Here is a 19,931-nt window from a genome sequence, read left to right as displayed (position 1 = left end):
CCAATTATTTGCTTATAATTATACAGAAAATTGTAAATAATATATAATATCTCAGATATAATTTCTTGCAAAATACTGCGAAATTTGCTATACTATATAACGTTACTAATTTACTAGATAAAGGGAGAGGAAATATGAACAAAAACACAGAGTTCAAACCTTACATTCCTGCGGAGAAAATCACTCCGGAGCTCACAGTTACATCTGTGATCATGGGATGTATTCTTGCTGTCATCTTCGGCGCAGCCAATGCTTACCTTGGTCTTCGTGTTGGTATGACAGTATCTGCCTCCATTCCGGCGGCAGTTATCTCCATGGGTGTTATCCGCGTGATTCTTCGCAGAAACTCCATTCTGGAGAGCAATATGGTCCAGACTATCGGTTCAGCCGGTGAGTCTCTTGCAGCAGGTGCTATCTTCACCATGCCTGCACTGTTCCTCTGGGCAGAGGAAGGACTTACAAGCAAACCAGGCATCGTTGAGATCACTCTGATCGCACTTTGCGGTGGTATCCTTGGTGTACTTTTCATGGTACCCCTTCGTAATGCCCTCATTGTTAAAGAGCATGCAACTCTTCTCTATCCGGAAGGAACTGCCTGCGCAGACGTTCTTCTTGCCGGTGAGGAAGGCGGAGCAAATGCTTCCACAGTATTCTCCGGTATGGGACTTGCAGCTGTCTTCAAATTTGTTGTTGATGGACTGAAGCTTCTTCCGGCAGATGTTTCTGCAGCATTTAAATCCTTCAAGGGTGAGATCGGTATGGAGGTTTATCCGGCACTTCTCGGTGTTGGTTATATCGTAGGACCGAAGATCGCATCCTACATGTTTACCGGTTCTCTTATCGGCTGGATGGTCATCATTCCGCTGATCTGCCTGTTCGGACCTGATACATGGATGTATCCGGCAGCAGAGGGAACGACCATTGCCCAGCTTTACGCAAACGGCGGAGCATCAGCGATCTGGTCTACTTATGTTAAATATATCGGCGCAGGTGCTATCGCAACAGGTGGTATCATTTCCCTGATCAAATCCCTGCCGCTGATCGTTACAACCTTCCGTGACTCCATGAAGAGCATGAAGGGAAGCAAGAACACAAGCACAGAGAGAACCGCACAGGATCTTCCGATGCAGTTCATCCTTCTCGGTGTTATAGCAATGGTATTTATCATCTGGATCGTTCCGGCAATCCCGGTAACTCTTCTTGGTGCATGTATCATCGTAGTTTTTGGATTCTTCTTTGCAACAGTATCTTCCCGTATGGTAGGTCTTGTAGGAAGCTCCAACAACCCGGTTTCCGGTATGGCTATCGCTACTCTTCTGATTGCTACATTTGCGATCAAGAGCTCCGGTAAAACAGGTATCGACGGAATGACAGCAGCGATCGCTGTTGGTTCTGTTATCTGTATCATCGCAGCGATCGCCGGTGATACCTCTCAGGACCTTAAGACAGGATACCTTCTCGGTGCTACACCTAAGAAGCAGCAGATGGGCGAGATGCTCGGTGTTGTTGTTTCCGGTCTTGCTATCGGCGGTGTTCTGTATCTTCTGGATGCAGCATGGGGCTACGGTACAGCAGAGATCCCTGCGCCACAGGCTCAGCTTATGAAGATGATCGTTGAGGGAATCATGGGCGGAAACCTTCCATGGGGACTTGTATTTGTAGGTGTATTCCTTGCAATCTGCCTTGAGATCCTCCGTATCCCGGTAATGCCTTTCGCAATCGGTCTTTACCTTCCAATCTACCTGAACGCAACCATCATGATCGGTGGTATCGTTCGTGGATTACTTGACAGCAGAAAAGGTGTTGACGAAAAAACCAAGACAGCTCAGTCCACAGATGGTACCCTGTACTGTGCTGGTATGATCGCCGGCGAGGGTCTTGTTGGAATTCTTCTTGCGATCTTTGCAGTTGTCGGTATCAGCCTTGATATGTCCGGCGTTGTAAACCTTGGAAATATCGGCGGCGTTGTGCTGATGATCATCATGATCCTGTCACTGCTTAAATTCTCTATCTGGAGAAAGAAGAAAGCCTGATGAGAAAAAACAAAAAGGATAAGAAACAGGATATCAACTATCTTGATCTGATCCCGGAAACAAACCAGTCGATCCGGTGGCACCGGGACCTGAAGCAGCGGATCATTCTTGAGATAGAGAATAAGGGTATGTTCAATACCATCGCGCAGAAGGTTTTTGGCAAGCCAAGGTTTTCCAAGGTTCATCTTGATGAAATGGGAACTTTTATCTGGCCTGAGATCGATGGAGCCAAAACCGTGCAGGAGCTTGCCCTGCTGGTGAAAGAGCATTTCGGAGATAAGGCAGAACCGCTTTATCCGAGAATCGTAAAATACTTTCAGATAATGGAAAGCTATGAATTTGTTCATTTTATAAATAAAAAGACAGAAAAATAGCATGGAGAACGGGAACGGACGCAGAATAGTGTACGGTCCCGTTCTTTTTATGACACGTCAGTGCGGGAAACTGATGCAGTTGTCATATGATACTATAGCATTTCCGGGATTTTCACAGCGGAATAGAAATATTGAGGACACTTCAAGACAGAAATTCCGGGAATTGCTGTAAAAAATGAAAGGAGCACTTTATGAGTCTTGTGAAAAAAAAGGACTGGTATCTGGATTATCTTCTGATCATAGTAGGAACCGGGCTGATGGCACTTGCCATCAATTCCGTTTTTGATGCAACCGGGCTGGTAACAGGCGGCTTTTCCGGTATAGCGATCCTGGTGAAGCACTGGACCGGTGAGATCATAGATGGCGGGGTTCCGCTGTGGCTTACCAATATCACGCTGAACATTCCGCTGTTTTTTCTGGGATGGCGGATCAAAGGCTTTTCCTTTGTAAAAAAAGCTCTGATCGGTGAGATCTCCCTCTCAACCTGGCTTGCCATTCAGCCGGTGTGGAATATTGCGGGAGATGATCTCCTTCTGGCTGCTGTATACGGTGGTGTGATCCTGGGAATCGGCATTGGAATGGTTTTCCTTGGACAGGGAACCACAGGCGGAACGGATATGATGGCAGCACTGATCCAGAAGTATATGCGTCATTATTCCATCGCACAGATCATGCAGTTTATTGATGGACTTATTGTGATCGTAGGAATGTATGTGTTCGGTATCCAGCGGGCCCTGTATGCCATCATTGCGGTTTATCTGGTAACAAAAGTATCCGACAGTCTGATCGAAGGTCTGAAGTTTTCCAAACAGACATTTATCATCACGGAGAAGCCGGATGAGGTTGCCAGAGTCATTATGGAAGACCTGGATCGCGGAGCGACAGGGATCTGTGGCAAGGGGATGTATTCCGGTCAGGAGAAGACGATCATCTTCTGTGTGGTAAACAAAAAGGAAATTGTGAAGCTGAAAGAGCTGGTAGATGATATTGATCCCAACGCTTTTGTGATCGTTTCCGATGCAAGAGAAGTTCATGGAGAAGGTTTTATAGAGAAAAATTAGGCGGATTTCAACAAAAATTTGTAAATTTTTTCAGTTTTACTCTTTCATTTTTGGTGATTTTGTATTAAAATAGCCATAGATAGAGAGGGAAAGACAGAAGATAAGCATACACATAAGTGAGAAGGGATTGAACGGAATGATATCGAATCAGGTGTTACAGAATACGCTCGAGGGACTTAAAGAAATATCAAGGACGGAATTTTGTGTCATTGACACAGACGGCAAGGTACTTGCGTCTACCTTTTCTGATTTTGAGATCCAGCCGGCAGATATCCAGGCTTTTGTAGAATCCCAGGCGGACAGCCAGCTTGTCAAGGGATTTCAGTACTTTAAGGTCTGTGATGATTATCAGTTGGAATATGTCCTGGTAGCCCACGGAGATGATGAGGATACTTATATGGTAGGCAAGCTTGCAGCCTTCCAGATCCAGAATCTGATCGTTGCGTACAAGGAGCGTTTTGACAAAGACAGCTTTATCAAGAATCTTCTTCTTGATAATCTTCTTCTGGTGGATATTTACAACAGAGCGAAGAAGCTTCATATTGAAGCAGATGTCCGTCGTGTAGTTATGATCCTGGAACTGAACCAGGAGAAAGATCACAGCTCTGTAGAGAGCGTGAAAAGCCTTTTTGGCGGAAAGAGCAGAGATTTTATCACTGCTGTTGATGAGAAGAGCATCATTATAGTCAAGGAACTGGAAGAGGGAGAGGGCTATCCGGAGATGGATAAGCTGGCTCATACGATTATGGATACTCTGGATCTGAATAAAGATGGTGAGGATGTCCACATGGCATACGGTACCATTGTCAATGAGTTGAAAGAAGTTTCACGTTCCTACAAGGAAGCGCGTATGGCCCTTGATGTAGGTAAGATCTTCTTCGGAGACAGGGAAGTTATCGCATACAGCTCACTTGGAATCGGACGTCTGATCTATCAGCTGCCTATTCCTCTGTGTAAGATGTTTATCCGCGAGATCTTTGACAACAAATCTCCGGATGATTTCGATGAGGAGACACTTGTCACCATCGATAAATTCTTTGAGAACAGTCTGAACGTATCTGAAACTTCACGTCAGCTGTATATCCACAGAAATACGCTGGTATATCGTCTGGATAAACTCCAGAAGAGTACAGGCCTTGATTTGAGAGTGTTTGAGGATGCCATTACATTTAAGATCGCGCTGATGGTTGTTCGATATATGAAATATATGGAGACATTAGAGTATTAATAGCATTCGGAATGCAAGATGATAGTTTGCTATATTAAGGTAACATATTAGAACTTTTAAACTGCCGCTTATTCCTTCCCGGAATAGGCGGCAGTTTTTGTATGAGCGTTTTTCATCATGGAATATTGTGTAAATGTCCCTCCTGTTTGGAAGCATTCACGAAGTGTGTTACTGAGAACGGAGTGAGCAGTAACGAATTCACATGAACTTCACAGATAACATCCATGACTCTATTGTAATTTTGGTATTTTTACGTTAAAATAAATAATTTGAAGAGGGCTGTTGATTACTGTTCACTGGTAATATTCCGCGGAGCGCATTAATGAGAATGGAGTGAACAGTAACAGTTGTAGGGCCCGGGAAATTTATTCTTGCATTTAAACAGAAAATATATTACAATAATGTTACAAAAAAATTAAGAAAATTATGCTTTTATAATATAGAGGAGGATATATATGATCGATCTTGTAGATGTGAGCAAATCTTACGGCCCGGGTCTTCCGGCTGTGAATCATGCGAACTTACATGTTGACAAAGGGGAATTCGTATTTGTAGTAGGAAGCAGTGGCTCCGGTAAATCCACACTGATCAAGCTTCTGATGAAAGAACTGGATTCTACCAGCGGAACGATCACAGTCAGCGGGGAACGTCTGGAGAAGATGAAACACAGACGCGTTGCCAAGTATCGCAGAAAGCTTGGGGTAGTATTTCAGGATTTCCGTCTTTTAAAAGACCGTAATGTATATGAGAATGTAGCATTTGCGCAGCGTGTCATAGGAAGACCTACCCGTGTGATACGCAAACGTGTGCCGGAGGTTCTCCAGGAGGTAGGACTTGCAGGAAAGTATAAGGCATACCCGGATGAGCTTTCCGGTGGTGAGCAGCAGAGAGTTGCTCTTGCCAGAGCACTGGTAAACCGCCCAGACATCCTTCTGGCAGATGAGCCGACCGGAAACCTGGATCCGAAAACCTCTGAAGAGATCATGGCTCTGATGGAGCAGATCAATGACAGAGGAACCACAGTTCTGGTAGTTACCCACAATAAGGACATCGTCAATGCCATGCGCAAGCGAGTAGTCACCATGCACAACGGCAAGATCATCAGCGATGAGAAAGAGGGAGGATATCATGAGGCCTAGTACGATCTGGTATACCCTGAAGCAGGGCTTTAAGAATATAAAAAGAAACTGGATGTTTTCCCTGGCATGTATCATCACGATGGCAGCCTGCATTTTTCTGGTAGGCATTTTCTATTCCATCGTGAACAACGTCGGTAATATTGCCCATAAGGTGGAAGAAGAAGTACCGATCACAGTATTCTTTGATGAGGGCACTTCAGAGGAAGAGATCCAGGCGATCGGCGATGCTATTCAGTCCAGGCCGGAAGTGGCCAGGATGGACTATCAGTCCGCAGATCAGGCATGGGAAGAATACAAACAGAAATATTTTGGAGATGAAGATGCGGCAGATGGATTTAAAGATGATAACCCTCTTGCCAATTCATCCAATTATCAGGTATATCTTAATGATATTACCAAGCAGACAGAACTGGTGAATTATATCCAGGGACTGGAACATGTCCGGAAGGTAAATCAGTCTGAACAGGCATCCAGGACACTTGGTTCCATTAACAAGCTGGTTTCTTATGTGTCGATTGCCGTGATCGCAATCCTTTTGATCATTTCCATATTCCTGATCAGCAATACAGTATCTATGGGTATTTCTGTCCGCAAGGAAGAAATCGGAATTATGAAATACATAGGAGCTACAGATGCTTTTGTACGACTGCCATTCCTTCTGGAAGGTATGATCCTCGGTGTGATCGGTGCGGCGATACCGCTGATCTGTCTGTTTTTCCTGTATAATTCCGCTGTAGAGTTTATTCTGACAAAATTCAATGTATTGACAGGAATCGTGGATTTCATTCCGATCTGGCAGATTTATGAGGGTCTGGTTCCCATGGGCCTTGGACTTGGTGTGGGAATCGGTCTTTTGGGAAGCTTTTTCACAACAAGAAAACATCTCAGAGTATAACCAAATAGCAGAGAATCTTATGTATCCGCATGATGTGTGATCATAAGATATACAGCGGCTGTCGGAATATCGGCAGCCGTTTTCGGTATATAAAAACCGAACGGCGCATAGAGGAGTACAGAAAATCTGTGATCTTATCGGCTTTGCCGGCTGTGCAGAAGAAAGGAAAAATATGAAAAATAAAGAATTCAAAAAAGGTATAGCCATTGGAGTGGCAGCAACGCTGGTTGTGACAGGCGCTGTTTTTACCAGCTATCAGAAAGTACTGTTTCCGAAAGGCAATGCGCTTTCCGATGTGAAAACGGTTCAGAAGCTGAATTACCTGGAAGAACTGATCGATGAAGAATATCTGGATGAAAAAGACGAAAGCAGCCTGCGTGAGGGGCTTTATGCTGGCCTGCTTGCCGGCCTGAAGGATCCGTACTCCACCTATTACACAGCAGAACAGTATAAAGAGCTGAATACTTCCAATGAAGGCTCCTACGTAGGGATCGGTGCCGTTCTTCAGAAGGATGACACCGGAGGGGCAAAGATTATACAGCTTTATGAGGGTGGCCCTGGAGAACAGACGGGATTGAAAAAGGGAGATGTGATCAAGGCAGTAGATGGAGCTGATGTTACAGACAAAGAAACTTCCGATATTGCTGCCATGGTCCGTGACAGTGAGAAAGATTCCGTAATGCTGACCATACAGCGGGAAAACGAAGAGAAAACCCGGGATGTCAAAGTGGAGATCCGGGATGTGGAGATTCAGACGGTTTCCCATGAGATGCTTTCCGGAGACACCGGCTATATCCGGATCTCCGAATTTTCTGAGGTGACCAGCGATCAGTATAAAAAAGCATTTGCAGATCTGAAGGATCAGGGAATGAAGAAGCTGGTTGTGGATCTCCGTGATAATCCGGGAGGCCTTCTTACTGCAGTCTGCGGCGTACTCCGCCAAATACTTCCGGAAGGACTGATCGTCTATACAGAGGACAAAAACGGAAAAAGGGAAGAGGAAACCTGCGACGGAAAAAATGAACTGGACATGCCGCTGGCTGTTCTGGTAAACGGAAACAGTGCCAGTGCATCGGAGATCTTTGCGGGGGCGGTAAAGGACTACGGGATTGGAACGATTGTAGGAACAACTACCTATGGGAAGGGCGTGGTGCAGACCATCCAGCCTCTTACCGATGGCAGTGCGGTAAAGATCACCATCGCAAAATATTTTACGCCAAAGGGCAATGATATCAACAAAAAAGGAATCACTCCGGATGTGGAAGCAGAGCTTTCCGGAGACATCACAGACTGGACAGAACTTACACATAAAGAAGACACGCAGCTTCAGACAGCCCTGAAAGAGATCGGACAGAGCTGACGCGTTCGGAGGGGAGAAAAAATGATAACTTTACAATTATTGCAGCAGATCATCGTATTTTTTCTGATGATGTCCTGTGGATTTACAGTGGTAAAATGCGGACTTATCGATGCAAAAAGCAGCAGGACACTTTCAGTCATCTGTATCTACATCATCATGCCCTGCGTAATGATCAATGCTTTTCAGATCGAATATTCCAGAAGCATCCGGAATGGCTTCCTTCTGGCAGTGGCAGCGGCCATCCTGATCCATATTTTTCTTCTGGTATTTGTACAGATCATCGGCAAGCCACTGAAATTAAGTGTGGTAGAAAAAGAATCCATCATCTATTCCAATTCCGGAAATCTGGTGATCCCTCTTGTAACGGTAGTTCTTGGTGAAAAATGGGTGATCTATGCCAGTGCTTTCCTGAGTGTGCAGATGATCCTGATGTGGACCCACGGACAGTCGCTGATGGAGGCGAAGGTCGGCATCAACTGGAAAAAAATCCTCTGCAACATCAATCTGATCGCTATTATCCTTGGAATCGTTCTGTTCTTCACGCAGATCAGACTGCCGGTGATCCTTGGAAACACCATGAGCCAGATTTCAGCCACCCTGGGACCTGTATGTATGATCATGCTTGGAATGACCATGACGGAGGTAAAATGGAAAGATATTTTCAGCCATTCCAGGATCTATCTGATCACGATCTTGAAAATGGTGGTGACTCCACTGCTCATACTGTTGTTTTTGAAGTATCTGCCCTTGGCTTCAATGGTAAAGGATGGAAAAACCATTCTGCTTATCAGTCTGATGGCAGTGATCACACCGTCGGCAACAACGATTGTACAGCTGGCACAGCTCTACGATCAGGACCCGGTCTATGCCAGCACCATCAATGTAATGACAACGCTGGTAAGTATCATAACCATGCCACTGATGGTCATGTTGTATCTTGCCTGAGCATCTCAGGGAATCGTTACGGATAACTTTGTGTCAGGCAACATGCTTTGCGGATATTACCTGTGAACAGTGATCGGAAATCCTGCCCTCATAATTGTAAAAACAAAATAAAAGTGATAGAATCAAATCATATGAGGGCAGAAGAACTATATCTGCTCATAGTGGAAAACATAGCACAGGATCATCAAAACAGGAGGATAGCATAAATGGAACGACATGCTTTTGCAATGAAAGTAAAAGAAGGAAAAATGAATGATTACCGTAAGACCTTAGGCGAGATCTGGCCGGAGCTTACTGCATATCTTGACCGTAACGGCATCCATAATTTCAGCATCTGGAATGCGGCAGACCTGATCTTCGGATATTACGAAAATGCAGACGGAGAGGTGATCTCTCCGGAAGAGGAGAAAGTAAAGGCAGCATTGACTGAAAAGATCGGAGATACCTTTACCTGGATCTCTACTCCTGGAAAAGACATGCGCCTGATGTATCATAATTTTGGTGTTGTGAGAGAAAACAAAGAGCTGATCCGCCACAGAATGTTCATGACAAAATTAAAAGACGGCTGTGAGGAAGAATATAAAGCCCGTCATGACGGACTTGTGGCGCAGAGAGGCGAAACAATAGATCCGGGCCCGGACAGCAACTTCAGCATCTGGAGTGCAGGCGGATATATTTTTGGATATGATGAGATCGACACAACTATGGAAGTGGAAGAAACACCGGAAGCAAGAGAGGCAACCATCGCATGGGAGACACGCCAGCTCGGGATCATGGACTGGATCACCAACGATGTGGACTGGATGACAAAAGAAGTACATCCATCCAGTGTACGTCTTGCATGGCATAATTAAAAAATGGGAAAATAAAAAGGAAGGAGGCCGGGGCTTTGTTTGGAGGTAGCCCCGGCAGTATGAAAAAGAAAAAAGTGTTATCAAAGGTAGTACCCTTTGCACATCTAATAATATACTCATATTTTGTGGTCATTCTGTGACGTCATTCTGAAAAAAGTATGAACAAAAAAGAAAAAATAACTGAACTCAAATCTTAACAATTCTTAAACTTTCCATATTTAGTTGAAACCATACGCCCCGACTGTTATACTGTGACTAGCAGATGTTAGCAGGAGAAGAATATGTTTTATTCCTGATATTAATAAAATAATGAGGCGTGAATTTATGAAATGTTTTTGGAAATATGTAACAGGGATCGTACCTGCGTACGGGCTTTTTCCCCTTGTTTTTTCATTTGTATTTAACTGTCTTGTATATTCCGGTTCAAGGGCGATCGCAGGCGGTTGGTATCATCACAATATAGAAAGTAATCTTGATCTGCGGCTCCCATTTGTGCCGCAGTTTTTGATTATCTATTTTGGCTGTTATGTATTCTGGGCAGTGAATTATATCCTTGCGGCAAGGCAGGAGCGGGAACAGGTTTACCGTTTTTTTACTGCGGATATTATATCCCGTTGTGTGTGTCTGATCATATTTCTGGCATATCCCACTACCAATACAAGACCGGTGATCGAAGGAAACGGAATCTGGGATCTGCTGGCCGGCTGGCTGTATTCCATTGATGCGGCAGATAACCTGTTTCCATCTATCCATTGTCTGGTAAGCTGGTTCTGTTTTCTGGGGATCAAGGATCAGAAAAGAATTCCGACATGGTATAAGGGGGTATCGTTTACACTGGCTGTGCTGGTTTTTCTGTCTACCATTTTTACCAAGCAGCATGTACTTGTGGATGTGGCAGGTGGTGTGATCCTGGCTCAGGTATGCTTTATTCTGGGACAGAAAACAAAACTCTGGCATATTTATGAACGGTTTGGAACTAAAATTGAAAAGAAGATCAACAGCTATACAGAAGGTGTCAAGTGATGAAGAGCAGAAAAAAGATCATATTTAACGGAGTGTTCCTGGCAGTAGTTTTTGCCCTGACTATCTACGGCGTTTTTCACGGAGAAGACCTGTCTTCCATGATGAATGCCATACACAGGGCTGACAAACGGTGGCTGATTCCGGGAATTGCACTGGTAGCGTTTTTTATCTGGGGAGAATCCATCATCATCTGGTACATGATGAGATCCAGTGGAATCCAGCTGAAAAAGAGAACCTGTTTTCTGTTCTCTTCCGTGGGATTTTTTTTCAGCTGTATCACACCGTCCGCCAGTGGCGGACAGCCCATGCAGATCTACTACATGAAAAAAGAAAAGATTTCCATTCCGGTGTCAACGGTAATTCTGATGATCGTAACCATCACCTATAAACTGGTACTTGTGGTGATCGGTATTGGAATCGCAATTTTCGGAAGGGGATTTCTCCATAAATATCTGGAAGGGATCCTGCCGGTGTTTTACCTGGGACTGGCACTGAATATTTTCTGCGTTACATTTATGACCATCCTGGTGTTCCATCCACTTCTGGCAAAAGCGATCATGGTAAAGGGAATGAAACTTCTGGAACGACTTCATCTGGTGAAGAAAAAAGATGGGCGTCTGAAAAAACTGGAAGATTCCATGGATACTTACCGAAATACTGCGGCATATCTGAAGAATAATCCTTTTGTGATCGTTAAAGTTATTGGAATCACTTTTATCCAGCGTATGGCACTGTTTGCGGTGACCTGGTTTGTATATCAGGCTTTTGGACTTCACGGCACCGGATTCTGGGAGATCCTTTTTCTCCAGGCCGTGATCTCGGTATCTGTGGATATGCTGCCGCTTCCGGGAGGAATGGGAATCAGTGAGACGCTGTTCCTTAATATTTTCAGCCCGGTGTTCGGGGGACTGCTGCTTCCGGGAATGGTACTTAGCAGAGGGCTTGGATATTATGGGGAGCTTCTGATCAGTGCGGCGTTTACAGTGGTGGCCCAGCTGACTATTGGAAAAAAGTAATTGAAAGAGAAAAATGAGGTGTGCAAATGATAGGATTTTATGATTACACGGTAATAATGACTTACATAAGCGTAGTGTCTTCCATGATCGGAATCTTCTGCGCTGTGACGGACCATATTTCAGCAGCAGTGTGCTGTCTGGCATTTTCCGGGTTGTGTGATATGTTTGACGGAAAGATTGCGCGAACCAAGAAGAACAGAACGGAGGAAGAGAAGTGCTTCGGGATCCAGATCGATTCTCTTGCGGATATTGTCTGTTTCGGAATCCTTCCCATTGTGCTGGGATTTAAGCTTGGCATGTATCATATTTACGGAATTGCCATTCTTCTGTTCTACGGTCTTGCAGGCCTGATCCGTCTGGCATATTTCAATGTTATGGAAGAAAAACGCCAGAATGAAACCTCCGAAAACCGGAAATATTATCAGGGACTTCCCATCACATCCATGTCCGTGATCCTGCCACTTCTGTTTGTGGTTTCCCTGCTTTTTCCGGAGTATAAATGGTTTGTGGTGCTCCTCCATATCACAATGCTGGCAGTAGGACTTCTGTTTATCCTGGATTTTAAATTCCGTAAGCCAACCAACCGGGAGTTGGTGATCATCGTTGCGGTAGTTGCAGTGGCAGTCCTTCTGGTTCTTTTCTATAATGAGGGATGGTGGAAATTCAATTATCTCTATAAACTTTCCATGGAAAGAGGCGGTAATTTATGATCCGGACGGCAGACCGAAAGGGAAACATTAAAAAGGAAGATTCTTTTCAGAATAATTTGCTGGAAAAAATCTACGGTTCTGTGGCCGGGCGTATGATGATCCGGCCGCTGGTTACCCCGGCTGTTTCCACGGTTGTGGGAAAGCTTCTGGATTCCAGGATTTCGGCAGCAGCAGTGGAACCGTTTATCCGGCTCAATCATCTGGATATGAGTGATTATGAAACGCGGAAATATATTTCCTACAATGATTTTTTCAAGAGAAAGATCCGGGAGGGTGCCCGCAGGATCGATATGGAACCTGGGCATTTTATCAGTCCCTGTGACTGCCGGGCCAGTGTATATCCTGTGGATGAAAAAGCCTGTCTTCATATCAAACAGACCCGATATACAGTGGAGGAACTTTTAAGGAACCCTTCCCTTGGGAAAAGATATCAGGGTGGCTATGTGTGGGTACTTCGTCTCTGTGTCCAGGATTATCACAGATATATTTATCCGGACAATGCAGCAGAGTCCCGGCGTATCAGAATCCCCGGGATTCTGCATACAGTCAACCCTGTGGCAAATGATGCCTATCCTATCTATAAAGAAAACAGCCGGGAATATTCCCTTCTGAAAACAGAAAATTTCCGCACGATGTTGATGATGGAAGTAGGCGCTCTCTTTGTGGGGAAGATCGAAAACCGGCCAAGAAGGGCATCTGTGAAACGTGGAGAGGAAAAAGGCAATTTTGCTTTCGGTGGTTCCACCATTGTGCTGATCACCGAAAAAAATGCGGTAAAGCCAGATGAAGATATCCTCAAAAATTCACAGGCAGGAATGGAAACAAGAGTACTTATGGGAGAAAAAATCGGAGAATCCTTTTGAAAGTGAAAGGGTTCTCTTTTTTATATTTGCTTTACACAAAATTTTCTTAAAAAATGAAATTACGTTCACACACACAACACAAACCTGTGATATATTATGAGCATATAGCAAAGCGGAACGGGAAGATCCGCTTTAGAATGAACGGGAAGCAGAGAAGAAATCTGTTTTCTGTGAAAGTGGGATAACACAGAGCATTTCGGACTGAAAATAACTGTCCGGAACAGCACTTGAGAAACGGAGGAAGATAGAATGGACGCATTAAAGATTCTTGTAGTAGATGACGAGAGCAGAATGAGAAAACTGGTAAAAGATTTCCTTATCAAAAAGAATTTCCAGGTACTGGAAGCCGGTGACGGTGAGGAAGCCATGGATATTTTTTATAAAGAAAAAGACATTGCACTGCTGATCCTGGACGTGATGATGCCGAAGATGGACGGCTGGGAAGTATGTCGTGAGATCCGTAAGAATTCCAAAGTTCCCATCATTATGCTGACAGCAAGAGGGGATGAACGTGATGAACTTCTGGGATTTGAACTTGGCGTAGACGAATATATTTCCAAACCGTTCAGTCCAAAGATCCTGGTGGCACGTGTAGAAGCCATCCTTCGAAGAACCGGACAGAGCAACCCGGATGAGGTACTTTCCGCAGGCGGTATTGTCATCGACAAGGCAGCACATCAGGCAACAGTGGACGGTAAAACGATGGATTTAAGCTTCAAGGAATTTGAGCTTCTGACTTATTTTCTGGAAAACGAGGGAATCGCCCTTTCCAGAGAAAAAATTCTTAATTCTGTATGGAATTATGATTACTTTGGTGATGCCAGAACCATTGATACCCATGTAAAGAAACTGAGAAGTAAAATGGGCGACAAAGGAGAGTACATCAAGACAGTCTGGGGTATGGGTTACAAGTTTGAGGTAGGAGAATGAAAAAGCCAGAAAAAAAACTAAAAAAAATCCACAGTCTACGCCATCAGATCACCGCATATTTTATCGGACTGCTGTTTTTGTCCATTCTGACTATCACCGTGATCAACGGAGCTTTCCTTGAAAAATATTATGTGACAAAAAAAATCGATGTACTTCTTGATCTCCGTACAACGCTGGAAAATACAGACATTGACAAGATGATGAACAGTGACAGCTCCGAAGGTTCGGAGAGTATCCCTGATGAGATCCAGAGAGCCTGCTCCAGAAACAATCTTTCCTGGGTTATCATTGACAGCAGCAATACCAGCTGGCTTTCCTGGGGCGAAAATGAAAAAATGCTTCAAAGCAAACTGTTCGGATATGTCTACGATCTGGATGAGGATGGGGACAAGAGCCGGACTCTGAAACAGGGAGACAATTATACGATCCAGCAGTCTCATGACCGTTTTGCAGGAATGGATTATGTGGAATGCTGGGGACAGCTGGATGATGAACATTATTTTATTATAAGGACACCACTTGAGAGCATTCGTGAGAGCGCAAACATTTCCAATAAGTTTTATTTTGCGGTTGGACTTGCGATTATTGTAGTGAGTGGTCTTATGATCATGCTGGTGACGAAACGGATCACCCGCCCGATCAGCGAACTGACAGATCTTTCAAAAAAAATGTCAGATCTTGATTTTGAGGCAAAATATGAGAGCAAAGTAGGCAATGAGATCGATGTTCTGGGGGATAATTTCAACCGGATGTCTTCACAGCTTGAAACAACCATCAGTGAACTGAAATCCGCAAACAATGAACTCCAGCGGGACATTGAGGATAAGATCAAGATCGACAAGATGCGAAAAGAATTTCTGGATAACGTATCCCATGAGCTGAAAACTCCGATCGCGCTGATCCAGGGCTATGCAGAAGGTTTAAAAGAAAACATTTCCGATGACCCTGAGAGCAGAGAGTTCTATTACGACGTTATTATGGATGAAGCCTCCAAGATGAATAAGCTGGTAAAAAATCTTCTTACGCTGAATCAGCTGGAATCTGGTAAAGACGCAGTTGTGATGGAGAGGTTTGACATCGTATCCCTGATCCGGGGTGTGCTCCAGACCATGAATATCATGATCGGACAGAAAGAGGCAAACGTGATCTTTGAGGCGGAGAAGCCGGTTTATGTATGGGCCGATGAGTTTAAGATCGAAGAGGTTGTGACAAACTATGTAAGCAATGCCCTGAATCATCTGGATGGTGAGAAAGAGATCGAGATCAAACTTCAGGATGAGGATAACCGTGTGAAGATCAGTGTATTTAACACAGGAACTCCGATCCCTGAGGCAGATGTGCCAAATCTCTGGAATAAATTTTATAAAGTTGATAAAGCGAGAACCAGGGAATACGGTGGAAGCGGTATCGGTCTGTCCATTGTAAAAGCTATCATGGAAAGCATGAACCAGGAATACGGCGTGCAGAACTTTGACAATGGGGTGGAATTCTGGTTTACCCTGGATCGGAAATAATGAAACTTTAGTGTGATAATGCGAAAAAACGGGCGGCAGCAGAGAAAAGTCTTTGCAACCGCCTGTTTTTGCGTTATACTAAATCAATGTAAATCGAAGGTGAGAGAGGAATATCGAGATACAAAAGAGCAGGAGGAAGCATTATTATGATAGGAATCATTGACTACGATGCAGGAAACATAAAAAGTGTGGAAAAAGCACTTCAGTATCTGGGACAGGAGACTGTCGTCTCAAGAGATCCCCAGGTGCTTCTGAAAGCAGATAAAGTAATTCTTCCAGGTGTTGGAAGTTTTGGCGATGCTATGGAGAATCTCAATAAGTACGGACTTGTTCCGGTAATACATGAGATCGTGGAAAAAGGAACTCCGTTTCTTGGAATCTGTCTTGGACTGCAGCTGCTTTTTGAGAGCAGTGATGAGACTCAGGGAGTGGAAGGCCTTGGAATCCTGAAGGGAAAGATCTTACGGATCCCGCCAAGCCCGGGACTGAAGATCCCGCATATGGGATGGAATTCCCTGCATCTTCAGAACAGCGGAAGATTATTTAAAGATATTCCAGAAAACACATACGTTTACTTTGTACATTCCTATTATCTTCAGGCAGAAGATGAAGAGATCGTGAAAGCCACCACGCAGTACAGTACATGTATTCACGCATCTGTGGAGAAGGGGAATGTATTTGCATGCCAGTTCCACCCGGAAAAAAGCAGCCGGTGGGGCTTGAAGATCCTTGAGAATTTTGCGGCACTTGAGGCAGGCACCGGAAAGGAGGAGGCATAATCATGTTTACAAAACGAATTATCCCATGTCTGGACGTAAATAAAGGACGTGTAGTAAAAGGCGTGAATTTTGTTGATCTGAAAGATGCCGGAGATCCGGTGGAAATTGCCAAAGCTTATGACGCAGCCGGTGCGGACGAGCTTGTTTTTCTTGATATCACGGCTTCCTGTGAAGAGCGTGATACGGTGGTAGATATGGTAAGAGCTGTTGCTGCCAATGTATTTATCCCCTTTACCGTAGGTGGAGGAATCCGTACTGTGGATGATTTCCGGAAACTTCTCCGTGAAGGTGCAGATAAGATCTCTGTAAATTCCGCAGCCATCGACCGCCCGGAGCTGATCCATGAGGCTGCACAGAAATTCGGAAGCCAGTGTGTGGTAGTTGCCATTGATGCCAAGAGAAGGCCGGATGGCGGCTGGAATATCTACAAACATGGCGGAAGACTGGATACCGGTATCGATGCTCTTACATGGGCAAAGAAGGTGGAAGAACTTGGCGCAGGTGAGATCCTTCTTACCAGCATGGACTGTGACGGAACCAAGGCAGGATATGATATTGAACTTACAAGAGCTGTTGCAGATGCGGTTTCCATTCCGGTGATCGCTTCCGGTGGTGCCGGAACTCTGGAGCATTTTTATGATGCACTGACTGAAGGCGGAGCAGACGCGGCACTGGCAGCATCTCTGTTCCACTACAAAGAACTGGAGATCCGGGAAGTGAAGGATTACCTTGCGGAAAAAGGAATTTCCGTGAGAAGATAAGTTGGATGAGAGGTGAAGGATATGGCTCCTATAGCGGGAGACTGGCAGGAGGCGCTGAAAGGTGAGTTTCACCAGCCTTACTATGCCAAACTTTATAAAACCGTGATGACAGAATACAGAACAAGAAAGATTTTTCCGCCTCCGGAAGATCTGTTCAATGCGTTTCATTTTACGCCGCTGCATCAGGTGAAGGTTGTGATCCTGGGACAGGACCCCTATCACAATGACGGACAGGCCCACGGGCTTTGTTTTTCCGTAAAAAAAGGTGTGGAAACACCGCCATCCCTGGTGAATATTTATAAAGAACTTGAGGATGATATGGGATGTTACATCCCAAACAACGGTAATCTGGAAAAATGGGCAAAGCAGGGCGTGCTTCTTTTGAACACAGTGCTGACTGTACGTGCACATCAGGCCAATTCCCACAGAGGGATCGGCTGGGAACAGTTTACCGATGCGGCCATCCGGATCCTGGACCAGGAGGATCGCCCGATCGTGTTTCTTCTCTGGGGGCGGCCTGCTCAGATGAAGGCATCCATGCTTCATAATCCGAAGCATCTGATCCTGGAAGCACCACATCCAAGTCCCCTTTCTGCCTACCGGGGATTTTTCGGATGCAAGCATTTCAGCAAGGCTAATGAATTTTTGAAAGCCAATGGGGTAGAACCTGTTGACTGGCAGATTGAGAATATTTAAGTTAAGGAAAGTAAAATGGGTAAAAAAAATGATAACACACTTGTGAAAAACGCATCTTTTCTTATGGTTGCGGCGCTGATCTCCAAGATCATCGGAATGCTGTACAAGAGTCCGCTTTCAACTACACTGGGAAGTCAGAGCTTTGCACTTTTCCAGTTTGCACAGAATGTATATTTTATTCTGCTGATGATCGCGTCCTTCAGTATTCCTCAGGCTGTATCCAAGATCATGGCGGAGAAGATCGCTTTTCACAGATATAAGGATGCACAGAAGGTATTTTACGGTGCATTGATCTATGCGGCAGTTGCCGGCGGTATCGTGGCGCTGATCTGTGTATTTGGTGCAGGAATCCTGGTTCCGGACAGTATGGCTAACGCCCGTCTGGCACTGCAGATGCTTGCGCCCACAATTTTCATGTCCGGTCTCTGCGGTGTATTCCGTGGATATTTCCAGGCATACCGCAATATGATGCCTACATCGATCTCGCAGATCATTGAGCAGATCTTTGTGGCAACCTTTGCGCTTCTGATGTCACATGTATTTATCCAGCATTTTTCCGCAACAGGAGATATGGATCTGGTCCATCGCTGGGGTGCGGCAGGTGCTACCATGGGTACCGGAGCAGGTGTGGCTTCCGCGCTGATCTTTATGCTGATCGTTTATGGGGTAAACCGTAAGATCATCCGGAAAAGGATCGTCAATGACCGCCATTCTGTAAATGAGAGTATGGGTCATGTAATGAGTAATATCGTGCTCATCATCATGCCGATCATTCTCAGTGCTTTTATTTATAATGTAAACGGATATATCAACAGCTATATGTATTCCGGTATCATGGATATCAAGGGTGCTGCCAAGGACGTGATCCAGACCTTGTATTCCGAGTACGGATATTATATGACGCTGATCAATATCCCGCTTACCCTGGCAAGTACAGCACCGACATCTATGATCCCTGAGGTTTCCGCGCATTATGCAATGCACGATATTGAAGGTGCAAATATGAAGACAGACCGTGCCACATGGATCAGTATGCTGATCTCCATTCCGGCGGCAGTAGGCCTTGCAGTTCTTTCCGGATCGATCACGAGACTGATCTTCCCGGGAACCAATGGCGTAGGCGGACAGCTTCTGATCCTGGGAGGAATCACCATTATCCTGAATGGCAACTCCAATATCACCAACGGTGTACTTCAGGGAATCGGCAAGCCGAAGCTCCCGATGATCCATGCAGCCATTGCACTGGTGGCAGATGTGATAGCCATGGCCCTGCTTCTGGTATTTACCAATCTTGGTGTTTATACCATTGTCATCGCCCAGATCGTTTATGCAGTTGTGATGTGTCTTCTCAACGATCGTTCCATCAAGAAATATATGGGCTATAAGAATCCATGGAGAAGTGCTTATTTAAGCCCGTTCCTTGCATCTATCCCGATGGGGGTTGTTGCGGGAGTGGTGTATTACGGTCTGTATGCACTGATCCATTCCAATGTGATCTGCCTAGGTATTTCCGTGATCCTGGCAGCAGTTGTATACTTTATTGTATATCTGTTTGTAAGCAAGCCCGGTGAAGAAGAACTGGGTATGATGCCTGGTGGAAGATATATGAAGAAGCTGGCGAGAATGATGAAGATCATCTGATCTGTAAGTCCGATCAGTAAACGGCAATACAGTTATTCGGTGCAGAACTCAAAGTGAACACAGTTAGCACAGGAAAAAATACTCACAGATTTGTTCCGGCAGATTTCCA

At 44.9% G+C, this 19,931-nt stretch carries 19 protein-coding genes; all 19 read left to right on the top strand.

Annotated elements, in window-relative coordinates:
• Nucleotides 1–134 precede the first annotated feature (134 nt).
• The 19 genes from DWW77_RS09530 to DWW77_RS09440 all read left to right on the top strand — a co-directional run bounded on the left by DWW77_RS09530 (nt 135) and on the right by DWW77_RS09440 (nt 19,822).
• Nucleotides 135–2,033 (top strand): OPT family oligopeptide transporter, encoded by a 1,899-nt coding sequence (locus DWW77_RS09530; protein WP_044961039.1) that lies wholly within the window; start codon nt 135–137, stop codon nt 2,031–2,033.
• Nucleotides 2,033–2,407 (top strand): PqqD family protein, encoded by a 375-nt coding sequence (locus DWW77_RS09525; RefSeq protein ID WP_021650789.1) that lies wholly within the window; start codon nt 2,033–2,035, stop codon nt 2,405–2,407. The genes DWW77_RS09530 and DWW77_RS09525 overlap by 1 nt, the downstream gene beginning before the upstream one ends.
• A gap of 191 nt (nt 2,408–2,598) precedes the next feature.
• A complete protein-coding gene (locus DWW77_RS09520; protein ID WP_118608597.1) occupies nt 2,599–3,468 on the top strand; it encodes a YitT family protein in 870 nt (289 codons plus the stop codon).
• A gap of 136 nt (nt 3,469–3,604) precedes the next feature.
• Entirely contained in the window at nt 3,605–4,696 is a 1,092-nt protein-coding gene (locus DWW77_RS09515; RefSeq protein WP_015526970.1) for a PucR family transcriptional regulator, read from the top strand.
• Between the two features lie 455 nt (nt 4,697–5,151).
• Entirely contained in the window at nt 5,152–5,835 is a 684-nt protein-coding gene (ftsE, locus tag DWW77_RS09510; protein ID WP_015526972.1) for a cell division ATP-binding protein FtsE, read from the top strand.
• Entirely contained in the window at nt 5,825–6,730 is a 906-nt protein-coding gene (gene ftsX / locus DWW77_RS09505) for a permease-like cell division protein FtsX (protein ID WP_015526973.1), read from the top strand. The genes ftsE and ftsX overlap by 11 nt, the downstream gene beginning before the upstream one ends.
• A gap of 172 nt (nt 6,731–6,902) precedes the next feature.
• Nucleotides 6,903–8,090, top strand: coding sequence for a S41 family peptidase (locus DWW77_RS09500; RefSeq protein WP_118608596.1), 1,188 nt, complete (start codon nt 6,903–6,905; stop codon nt 8,088–8,090).
• Nucleotides 8,091–8,111: 21 nt separating this feature from the next.
• Nucleotides 8,112–9,035: an AEC family transporter gene (locus DWW77_RS09495; protein ID WP_118608595.1), complete on the top strand. Its 924-nt coding sequence runs from the start codon at nt 8,112–8,114 to the stop codon at nt 9,033–9,035.
• 206 nt (nt 9,036–9,241) lie between these two features.
• Nucleotides 9,242–9,889 carry an L-rhamnose mutarotase gene (locus DWW77_RS09490; protein WP_015526977.1) on the top strand — a complete coding sequence of 216 codons (648 nt, stop codon included), beginning with the start codon at nt 9,242–9,244 and terminating at the stop codon, nt 9,887–9,889.
• 324 nt (nt 9,890–10,213) lie between these two features.
• The gene (locus DWW77_RS09485) at nt 10,214–10,912 is read left to right on the top strand and encodes a phosphatase PAP2 family protein (RefSeq protein ID WP_118608632.1); all 699 of its coding nucleotides are present in this window, start codon (nt 10,214–10,216) and stop codon (nt 10,910–10,912) included.
• On the top strand, nt 10,912–11,928 hold the full coding sequence (locus DWW77_RS09480; protein WP_118608594.1) for a lysylphosphatidylglycerol synthase transmembrane domain-containing protein: 1,017 nt from the start codon (nt 10,912–10,914) through the stop codon (nt 11,926–11,928). The genes DWW77_RS09485 and DWW77_RS09480 overlap by 1 nt, the downstream gene beginning before the upstream one ends.
• 26 nt (nt 11,929–11,954) lie before the next feature.
• The gene (locus DWW77_RS09475; RefSeq protein ID WP_021976890.1) at nt 11,955–12,638 is read left to right on the top strand and encodes a CDP-alcohol phosphatidyltransferase family protein; all 684 of its coding nucleotides are present in this window, start codon (nt 11,955–11,957) and stop codon (nt 12,636–12,638) included.
• Nucleotides 12,635–13,501, top strand: a complete 867-nt coding sequence (locus DWW77_RS09470) for a phosphatidylserine decarboxylase (protein WP_021976889.1) — start codon at nt 12,635–12,637, stop codon at nt 13,499–13,501. The genes DWW77_RS09475 and DWW77_RS09470 overlap by 4 nt, the downstream gene beginning before the upstream one ends.
• Before the next feature lie 249 nt (nt 13,502–13,750).
• Nucleotides 13,751–14,431, top strand: coding sequence for a response regulator transcription factor (locus tag DWW77_RS09465; protein WP_021976888.1), 681 nt, complete (start codon nt 13,751–13,753; stop codon nt 14,429–14,431).
• Nucleotides 14,428–15,945: a sensor histidine kinase gene (locus DWW77_RS09460; RefSeq protein ID WP_118608593.1), complete on the top strand. Its 1,518-nt coding sequence runs from the start codon at nt 14,428–14,430 to the stop codon at nt 15,943–15,945. Before DWW77_RS09465 ends, DWW77_RS09460 begins: the two co-directional genes overlap by 4 nt.
• A gap of 146 nt (nt 15,946–16,091) precedes the next feature.
• Nucleotides 16,092–16,724 (top strand): imidazole glycerol phosphate synthase subunit HisH, encoded by a 633-nt coding sequence (hisH, locus tag DWW77_RS09455; protein WP_021976886.1) that lies wholly within the window; start codon nt 16,092–16,094, stop codon nt 16,722–16,724.
• Between the two features lie 2 nt (nt 16,725–16,726).
• Nucleotides 16,727–17,485 carry an imidazole glycerol phosphate synthase subunit HisF gene (gene hisF, locus DWW77_RS09450; protein ID WP_021976885.1) on the top strand — a complete coding sequence of 253 codons (759 nt, stop codon included), beginning with the start codon at nt 16,727–16,729 and terminating at the stop codon, nt 17,483–17,485.
• A gap of 21 nt (nt 17,486–17,506) precedes the next feature.
• Nucleotides 17,507–18,181: a uracil-DNA glycosylase gene (gene ung / locus DWW77_RS09445; protein ID WP_118608592.1), complete on the top strand. Its 675-nt coding sequence runs from the start codon at nt 17,507–17,509 to the stop codon at nt 18,179–18,181.
• A gap of 15 nt (nt 18,182–18,196) precedes the next feature.
• Nucleotides 18,197–19,822, top strand: a complete 1,626-nt coding sequence (locus DWW77_RS09440; protein WP_118608591.1) for a putative polysaccharide biosynthesis protein — start codon at nt 18,197–18,199, stop codon at nt 19,820–19,822.
• Nucleotides 19,823–19,931: the final 109 nt, after the last annotated feature.

The organism is Ruminococcus sp. AF17-12, from assembly GCF_003479245.1.
Lineage (GTDB): Bacteria > Bacillota > Clostridia > Lachnospirales > Lachnospiraceae > Blautia_A > Blautia_A fusiformis.
The sequence above is the reverse complement of the archived record's forward strand: the minus strand, read 5'-3'. Positions and strand labels throughout refer to the sequence as shown.

What these genes read in the sequence shown, in the direction of transcription:
- DWW77_RS09530 (WP_044961039.1), top strand. Translation starts at nt 135, where the DNA reads ATGAACAAAAACACAGAGTTCAAACCTTACATTCCTGCGGAGAAAATC.
- DWW77_RS09525 (WP_021650789.1), top strand. Translation starts at nt 2,033, where the DNA reads ATGAGAAAAAACAAAAAGGATAAGAAACAGGATATCAACTATCTTGAT.
- DWW77_RS09520 (WP_118608597.1), top strand. Translation starts at nt 2,599, where the DNA reads ATGAGTCTTGTGAAAAAAAAGGACTGGTATCTGGATTATCTTCTGATC.
- DWW77_RS09515 (WP_015526970.1), top strand. Translation starts at nt 3,605, where the DNA reads ATGATATCGAATCAGGTGTTACAGAATACGCTCGAGGGACTTAAAGAA.
- ftsE (WP_015526972.1), top strand. Translation starts at nt 5,152, where the DNA reads ATGATCGATCTTGTAGATGTGAGCAAATCTTACGGCCCGGGTCTTCCG.
- ftsX (WP_015526973.1), top strand. Translation starts at nt 5,825, where the DNA reads ATGAGGCCTAGTACGATCTGGTATACCCTGAAGCAGGGCTTTAAGAAT.
- DWW77_RS09500 (WP_118608596.1), top strand. Translation starts at nt 6,903, where the DNA reads ATGAAAAATAAAGAATTCAAAAAAGGTATAGCCATTGGAGTGGCAGCA.
- DWW77_RS09495 (WP_118608595.1), top strand. Translation starts at nt 8,112, where the DNA reads ATGATAACTTTACAATTATTGCAGCAGATCATCGTATTTTTTCTGATG.
- DWW77_RS09490 (WP_015526977.1), top strand. Translation starts at nt 9,242, where the DNA reads ATGGAACGACATGCTTTTGCAATGAAAGTAAAAGAAGGAAAAATGAAT.
- DWW77_RS09485 (WP_118608632.1), top strand. Translation starts at nt 10,214, where the DNA reads ATGAAATGTTTTTGGAAATATGTAACAGGGATCGTACCTGCGTACGGG.
- DWW77_RS09480 (WP_118608594.1), top strand. Translation starts at nt 10,912, where the DNA reads ATGAAGAGCAGAAAAAAGATCATATTTAACGGAGTGTTCCTGGCAGTA.
- DWW77_RS09475 (WP_021976890.1), top strand. Translation starts at nt 11,955, where the DNA reads ATGATAGGATTTTATGATTACACGGTAATAATGACTTACATAAGCGTA.
- DWW77_RS09470 (WP_021976889.1), top strand. Translation starts at nt 12,635, where the DNA reads ATGATCCGGACGGCAGACCGAAAGGGAAACATTAAAAAGGAAGATTCT.
- DWW77_RS09465 (WP_021976888.1), top strand. Translation starts at nt 13,751, where the DNA reads ATGGACGCATTAAAGATTCTTGTAGTAGATGACGAGAGCAGAATGAGA.
- DWW77_RS09460 (WP_118608593.1), top strand. Translation starts at nt 14,428, where the DNA reads ATGAAAAAGCCAGAAAAAAAACTAAAAAAAATCCACAGTCTACGCCAT.
- hisH (WP_021976886.1), top strand. Translation starts at nt 16,092, where the DNA reads ATGATAGGAATCATTGACTACGATGCAGGAAACATAAAAAGTGTGGAA.
- hisF (WP_021976885.1), top strand. Translation starts at nt 16,727, where the DNA reads ATGTTTACAAAACGAATTATCCCATGTCTGGACGTAAATAAAGGACGT.
- ung (WP_118608592.1), top strand. Translation starts at nt 17,507, where the DNA reads ATGGCTCCTATAGCGGGAGACTGGCAGGAGGCGCTGAAAGGTGAGTTT.
- DWW77_RS09440 (WP_118608591.1), top strand. Translation starts at nt 18,197, where the DNA reads ATGGGTAAAAAAAATGATAACACACTTGTGAAAAACGCATCTTTTCTT.